Origin of the sequence: Odoribacter sp. N54.MGS-14, assembly GCF_000980295.1 — a bacterium.
Taxonomy (GTDB): Bacteria; Bacteroidota; Bacteroidia; order Bacteroidales; family Marinifilaceae; genus Odoribacter; species Odoribacter splanchnicus.
This window is the reverse complement of record NZ_LARL01000044.1, coordinates 20,444-27,858: the sequence shown is the minus strand read 5'-3', so window position 1 is coordinate 27,858 and position 7,415 is coordinate 20,444. Positions and strand designations below refer to the sequence as shown.

Below are 7,415 nucleotides of genomic sequence, written 5' to 3'. Positions count from 1 at the left end.
ATTGCATTGCCGATGCTTATATTTTCGGTGAAGGAAATACAGTGGTTACTCAAGGGAATACGGTGAATACCATTCAGGACAAATGGCCCGACGAATATTTGGGGGTACTGGCCTGTGGCGTGAGAATCGGTCAATGGGCGCGACATGTGCATTTTCTGGAAACACATATTATCGGTGACCCTACTTATCGTTTTGCAAATACCGGGGATTCCCGGTTGGACTTGAATAAGATTCTCGTCAAAGAAAAGAAAAACGTGGCGTTGTGGCATCGCATGCTGAAACATCCGCTTCCCGATGTGCAGGCAATGGCCTTGCGGAAACTCTTTGAAAATCAGGACAAGGGGCTGGATCTTTTGTTGCAGTCTGTTTATCGGTCTTCGCCGTATGGTGTGGTCCGGATGGAATGTTTGAAATTATTGTATGAAATGAACAGCCCGGTACTTTTTGAAATATTACCCTTGGCTGTGGATGACAGTTACGAACTGGTCCGGCGGTTTGCCGTTATTTATGCCGGTAAGACAGGAGCTGACGAAGCTATTCCGGCAGTAGTCCGTTCGTTACTGAATGACCGCTTGTCCGCCCGGGTGAACTATCAGGCCCGGGAAGCTGCGGGACTTCTGAATCCGGATAAAATGCTGGCGGAGATACAGAAACAAACCACGGAGGGGGCGTATTGGGTAGATGAAACCGATTTACTGAAAGCATTGACGACTTTGATTCAACGGGGAGCTGCTTCCTGGGAAAACAATATCGCGGTCGTATTGAATAAGACTTCCAAAGCCAAAGATAAACGGTTTGAAATCGGTAGACACCGCAATCAAAACTATGCCCGGTCGGTAGAACCCCTGATTACCTTTATGCTGGACGCTTCGCAGGATATGGATTTACGGATCAGGACTGTCGAAGCCCTGAGCTGGTATAATCATTCGGTGAAACGGCCGGAAATTATTGCGGCTTGTGAAAAACTGATTGCTGCAAACGAAAATTCCCGTTTGGTCGACGAGGCGGTGAAAACTAAAAATAGGTTGATCGATTAAAATAGGAAAGTAAATGATAAGAATTGTCCCAAAATCGATATATCAAAAATCGATTTTGGGATAATTTTTTATTTAATGCCTTTTCGGTTTCGCTTTCAGTTTTTCGGGACGCATTGAATATTCTTTGACGCCGTATTTGGGCTGATTTTGGAGGAACTCGGGCAGATGTTTCTGAATTTCCGGGTTGGTCCGGATGAAGTGTTCCAGTTGGTTGGCATAATCGAAATGGGTAGTTGCGTCATCCCGGTTAGACATATTGTAAGCCATATACCGCGAATATTCCAGGCATTTTTCTTTCCAGAATTCCGGATAATCTTTATAAGTGGCTGAACGGGTCATAAAGCGAAAATATATACAAAGTTCTTCACGGAAAGCACCGGGATCAGCTACCATTTGGTCGATGAGCCGGGCAGCTTCTTCGTATTTTTCGGCACTAATCAGTCGGTCGGCCTCGTTTTTCCGGGTAAGGAATGTTTTTCCTTCGAAATCAGGTATGGCTGCCAATTCGGCGGCATCCGGGCAGTAGTTACATTCTTTGAATAATTTACTGTCTACTGCCTGGGTTCCGTGAATTTTGCGGTATTTGTCGATATCGGAACAAAGCATTTTAAACAGTTTGTTGTCCCGTCCGTGGATGGATTTCACGAATAAGGCCCATACTTTCGGATTTTCCAGTGAATAACCCGGCTTCGTGATCAGTTGTTCGGCACATTTTTCGCTTTCTGTCCGGTTATAGCGGGAGGCTGCATAATAAGCGTAATCAAGTAGGAATTCCGGTTTGGTATTGCCTGCTTTCTGTTGTTCCATCAGATAGACAGAGGTCTTTTTCGGATCCAGGGCCGAAGCTCCGGTGAAAAGGAAAGTTTCCCGGTCTTGATTACTACCGGAGATATGGATTGCTTTTTCGGTTTTGGGATTTACAAAAACAAAGGTGGGGAAGGAAGCTACTTCGTATTTTTTGGCTAATTCGACTCCTTCGCCTGTTTCTGCATCAATCTTCAGGCATACAAAATGATCGTTGTAAAAATTACCTACACTTCCTAAGGTGAAGATGTTTTCAGCCATATTCAGGCAGGGGCCGCACCATTGGGTATAGAAATCGATAAAAATCGGTTTTTTCTCTTTTTTCGCCATAGCCTTGGCTTCTTCCCAGCTGCAATGCCGGAATCGGATACCTTCTTGGGCAACTGCCTGGAAGGCGATAAAGAGACTGAACAGGAAAATTAATTTTTTCATTTTACTTCAGAGTTACAAAAATTATCGCAGTTAAAGGGGTTACAACGGTTTAGTCGTTCCTTTTAACCGTTGTAACCTTTAAAACTTTTTATCTCTCGTACTGCGGCATTCCCGGATTGTAATTCAAAATCATTTGATTAATCGGGAAGATGTACCGATTGTCGTTCGGTGCAAGGGTAAAGGTCTCACCGTCTGCTGTATGGGTGATGTTTTTTTGGAATTTGTCTTCATAATTGAGACGTTTCAGGTCTATCAGGCGGTGGAAACCCGTGAAGGCAAATTCCCGGCGACGTTCGTCCAATACGATGCGGAGCGCTTCGTCCTTGTCGGTTGCTGTCAGGGCTACGTTGTTTTTGATGCGGTTGTCACGCAGTTTGTTCACATAGCTCATTGCATTGTCTTTGGAGCCGACGCGGGCTTCGCATTCTGCGGCAATCAGCATGTTTTCGACAGTGGAGAAACCTACGTTCTGATAAGCATATAGAATATAGCAAGTCTCCCCGTAAAAATAATCGGTACGTCCCATGTTGACGGTATCGTCGGCATAAAACAAAGCACGGCGCTGGTCTGTCGCTCCTGCAGGCAGGTTACGCTCAAATGTTGCAAGAAAATCCTTGCTGACCGGAATGGTTACACGTCCGCTTTGCAGACGGACAAATACGGCTTCCGGATTGTCATCCTTTTCGAGCATTGGTGTACCATCAGGCAAGACGATACGTCCCCAGGTAGTTTTATCCTTTGTCTGATAAGGGCACAAATCTTGCAATTTGTCGTTCAGTTTCAGTGCCTCTTTTGCTTCGGTGAGAGCATCGTCATAACGTCCCATGTAGAGATACAGGCGGGCATAAAAAGAGTGAAGGCTGCCTAAATAGGGATGGAATAAGTTAATGGGGACTTCTTTCAGGCTTTTAGAAGCTTCTTTTAAGTCATCCTCTATTTGTTTGTATACTTCGGCAACAGTGGCACGGGTGTATGTTTGATCTACAAGATCCTTTGTGATCAAAGGAATGCCATAATCGGTTGCTGCCGTTTCTTTGTGATAATGGCGGGCGTAGATGTTGACCAATGCCAGGTATTCGAAAGCACGCTGGTAGAGCGCTTCGGCGCGCAGGCGATGTTTTTCTGCATCGGTGGCATCGGTAGAGGAAAGCACGTTGTTGATAATAGTGTTGAATGTGTAAATACGCTCATAAGCGGCATTCCACAAGTTGTCATCTGACCCCGGCGTGTAAATCTGTCCGCCTTTGAATGAGTAGAGATTGCGCTCGTGGTCATCTTGGTTTGCATACGCCAGGTCGGCAGCAGAAACGGTATCGTCCAATAAATGCACGTCATCTGTCAGATAAAATGCATCTGTGCTCATGCAGCTATTGAGAGACTGACTGGCCAACAATTTCACATAGTCTTCAAAAGCTTCGGGAATCGCATATCCTTTCGGTTTGTTTCCCAAAAAATGGTCGCATCCTTGACTTACTATCAGTAGGGTGCAGAGTATCGGATAAATGTATTTTCTCATTATTGTTCTCATTTTAGAAATTAACTGATAAACCGAATGTCACATTTGCCGGGAGGTGAGAGCCGCGTGAGGGTGAAAGGCTGCTGCCGTTCCATACTTCGGGGTCTAAGTTGTCCCTATTGGCGGCCCAGTACCAAAGGTTCTGTACCTGTACATTCAGGCGGATACCTTGAATCATGTATTTTTTCAACAAATGTGGGGGAATGGTATAACCAAGAGTCACATCGCGCAATTTGATGTAGTCGCCTTTCTGTACATGTTTGTCGGCTGCACTCCAAAGGTCTTTTGCTTTCATGGCTGCCTGGTTTTGGAAAGCAAAAGCCGGGTTGATGTCCGGATTGTTGTTATCCTCTGCGCTTTTCCAGTAATTCATCAGGTCGCGGTCGGCATTGGAGGTGCGGTAAATAGGATGCTGTGCAATCAACATGCCTGCTTTTACATCGCGCATTACATGACCGCCGGCATAGATAAACATGAAGGAAAGATCAAAACCTTTATAACTTAAACGGTTAGTAAATGATGCATTGAAACGTGGCTCGTAAGTACCCGAGTAAACTAAATCTTCCTTGGTCAAAAGGTCGGCAGATTTTACAATTTCTCCATTCTTGTTATAGGCGGTTGGAATACCGTTTTCATCCAAACCAGCATAACGAACGCTGAACATGGAATTCATGGCATAATTTTTACGGGTGTTCAGTTTGCTATAGTAACTGTAAGCCGATTCATCAGAAGTCTCGACTTCAAGCACTTTATTTTTGTTGTATCCGAATATGAAGTTAGAAGTCCATGAGAATTCATTCGTTTTGATATTCTCACTGTTCAATACGATTTCTACACCTCGGTTGTACAAACTGGCAAAGTTCATCAACATGGAACTCCATCCCAGGGTCGGATCGGTGGAGAAGTCTCCCAAAAGATCACTACTCTTTTTGTTATAGAATTCGACAGAGCCGTTCAAACGGTTTTGGAATAAATTGAAATCTACTGCGATGTTGGTTACTTGGGTCTTTTCCCAACGCAATGACGGGTTTGCCGGACTTTTGATATAGAATGCGCTTTCATTGGTATAGTAGTTGTTCCTGTCTGTTGCGGCAATCAGGTAAGGACCGTTCTTTTTAGAAACGTTACCGTTGATACCGTAAGTGGCACGAAGCACAAGACGATCTAACCAATTGGTTTTGTTTTGAAACAGAACATAGTGGGCACCTACAGACCATAAAGGTTTATACTGATATTTGGGGTCTGTACCGAAAAGGTTTGATTGGTCAATACGGATACTTCCATTCACGGTCAGACGGTTGTCTAAAGTATAGGATGCATTTCCATAAAATGATACATAACGGTTGTCCACATGCGAGAAACCCGGAGTCTTGTTGTTGAATGAGAATGTTCCGTATATACTTTGAGTGCCCCGAAGCATTTGATTCAAGTCAAGCGCGTTGATTTCGCTGTACACCAATGTCTGATCATCGTATCCCAAACGGTAGAAACCGTTTTGAGAGGTAACGACTTTCCGCCGTTCTGCGCCGACAAGCACTTGTAAGTCATGACGCTCGGAAAAGGTGTTGTTATAGTTCACTTGGGCACGCATCGTGTAGGAATTATTGTCCGTATTGGTCTGCACAATCTGTCCTCCGACAGGGATGTTGTATTTTAACGTACCGTTTGGATTTAATACGGCAGCATCGTTAATCATAGTTTTTACATCCAAAGCATTTTTCGTGTCATATTGCTTCGTGAATCCGGTGGTATTTTCCGTCTGGTAACGCAATTCGAGGTTCAGCCCGTCAATAATCTTGAATTTGGCTCCGAAATTCAAGTTCAGGTAACGGCTTTTTGCCGTATAGTGGCGAGATGCCATTTCATTGACCGGAATATAGGTCTCGTCCATCAACCCGATACTTTTCAAACGGTCGATTTCTGCCTGTGATTTGGTATTGTACATCTGGAGCGGATTGCCTTCGTCGTCACGCAACATATAATAGGAAGAGGTACCCGCATTCAACAAGTTCATACCCAACACGCCATTGTCGTAATCTTCGGACTTATTGCTGCCGATGATGCCTGCATCCAAAGTAAACCACTTAAAGAGATTAAACGTATTTTTGATATTAAAACCTATACGTTTCGTTTTCTGTTCTCGTTCGTATGGAGCGGTTCCGGTGTAGTTTATAGAAAAATTGTATTTGTAGATGTCCGAACCACCATTAAATGAAAGGTTGTGTTGGTGCGTGATAGCCCTTTTACGAAGGAATTCATCAATCACTTGGTTGTACCTGTCATGTGTACGGTAGGGTTTCAATTTCGTTTCAAGTTCCGATTCGCTTAATTTGCCGTCTCTCCAATCCAGCAATAACAATTGCACATCGTTTTGGAAACGGTTGGCATCATAACGATTTACATTCGGGAAAGTTTGAATCAACATTTTTTGGAAGTCCACCAATTCCGAACTGGACATTTTGTTTGCATAATCCCTATCGGGGAGGCCTTGCAATTTGATACTTCCGTTATAGTTGACACGCGGTTTGCCTGTTGAACCGCTGCGCGTTGTGATAACAATTACACCGTTGGCGGAACGAGCTCCGTAGATAGAAGCAGCTGTAGCGTCTTTCAATACTGTGATATTCACAACATCCGAAGGGTTAAGCACATCCAATGGCGTAGTTTGGCTGCCCGGTTCTCCTTCAAACGGAATACCATCTACTACATATAACGGTGTCTTGTCGCCATTCAAGGTAGAGACTCCTCGAATCTGAATATTCCCGCGGTTCGAAGTCAATCCGGCCACCTTCCCTTCCAGACGATCCATAACGTTGGTTTGTAATTTCCCTTCCATATCTTTGGGAGAGATGATGGCGAACGAACCGGTTGCCCGTTCTTTAGAGATGGTCTGGTAACCGGTGACGATGACTTCTTCGATCATCTTCGATTCCGGTTTCAGGTCGAAGTTGTAGACTTCCTGGTTAGGCATCACTTTCACTTCGGCATTGCTGTAACCGATGAAGGAGGCCACCAGCAATTGGCCCGCTTCTGTCGTTTTTAGCGTGAATTTCCCATCGACGTCTGTAGCGACACCTACTGTAGTACCTTTAAAGAAAACACTGGCTCCTACAATCGGATCTCCGTTTTCGTCTTTCACAACCCCCCGGATGGTTTGTCCGGCTTTAGCTCCTTTCTGATTGCCGGCTACTGCTGCCGGAGTCGGTTGTTTCCCTGCCGGAGCCAGCATAATCTGATGATTGGAAATGGAGTAAGTGATGTCGGCAATGGCTCCCAATTGTTCCAAAGCTTTGTCTAAAGATACACCATTACATTCCAGATTAACTTTCTGGTTGACATTGATGGTACTCGAGGAATAGATAAACGAGTGCTTACTTTGCTGCTCGATTTCTTTCAATACCTCTTTTAAAGATTGATTTTTAGCATGAATGGTGATTGTAGGTTGCTGCGCCCACACCGCATTCCCTGACATTAGCACACATACCAGCAGGAATAAAAGCCGTTTCAGGTAGTTGCTTTTTCCGGCTGGAATAGCTGATACATCGTTTTTCATATAAATTTGGTTAATTTGTTTAATGTATATAGAATACACATAAAAATGCGAATACCCTAAATCGATATTCGCA

General features: G+C 44.4%; 4 protein-coding genes. 1 reads left to right on the top strand and 3 read right to left on the bottom strand.

All coding sequences use genetic code 11. The annotated features are described in order from the left end of the window. A partial coding sequence (locus WS42_RS09655) for a HEAT repeat domain-containing protein (RefSeq protein WP_046451034.1) occupies positions 1-1,037 on the top strand: 1,037 nt, incomplete at its 5' end. Between the two features lie 72 nt (positions 1,038-1,109). Here the strand turns inward: WS42_RS09655 and WS42_RS09650 are convergent. The 3 genes from WS42_RS09650 to WS42_RS09640 all read right to left on the bottom strand — a co-directional run bounded on the left by WS42_RS09650 (position 1,110) and on the right by WS42_RS09640 (position 7,342). Continuing rightward, positions 1,110-2,273: a thioredoxin family protein gene (locus WS42_RS09650; protein ID WP_046403091.1), complete on the bottom strand. Its 1,164-nt coding sequence runs from the start codon at positions 2,271-2,273 to the stop codon at positions 1,110-1,112. 88 nt (positions 2,274-2,361) lie between these two features. Then, positions 2,362-3,801: a RagB/SusD family nutrient uptake outer membrane protein gene (locus WS42_RS09645; RefSeq protein ID WP_087381163.1), complete on the bottom strand. Its 1,440-nt coding sequence runs from the start codon at positions 3,799-3,801 to the stop codon at positions 2,362-2,364. Between the two features lies 1 nt (position 3,802). Then, positions 3,803-7,342, bottom strand: coding sequence for a SusC/RagA family TonB-linked outer membrane protein (locus tag WS42_RS09640; RefSeq protein ID WP_286728468.1), 3,540 nt, complete (start codon positions 7,340-7,342; stop codon positions 3,803-3,805). Positions 7,343-7,415 lie beyond the last annotated feature (73 nt).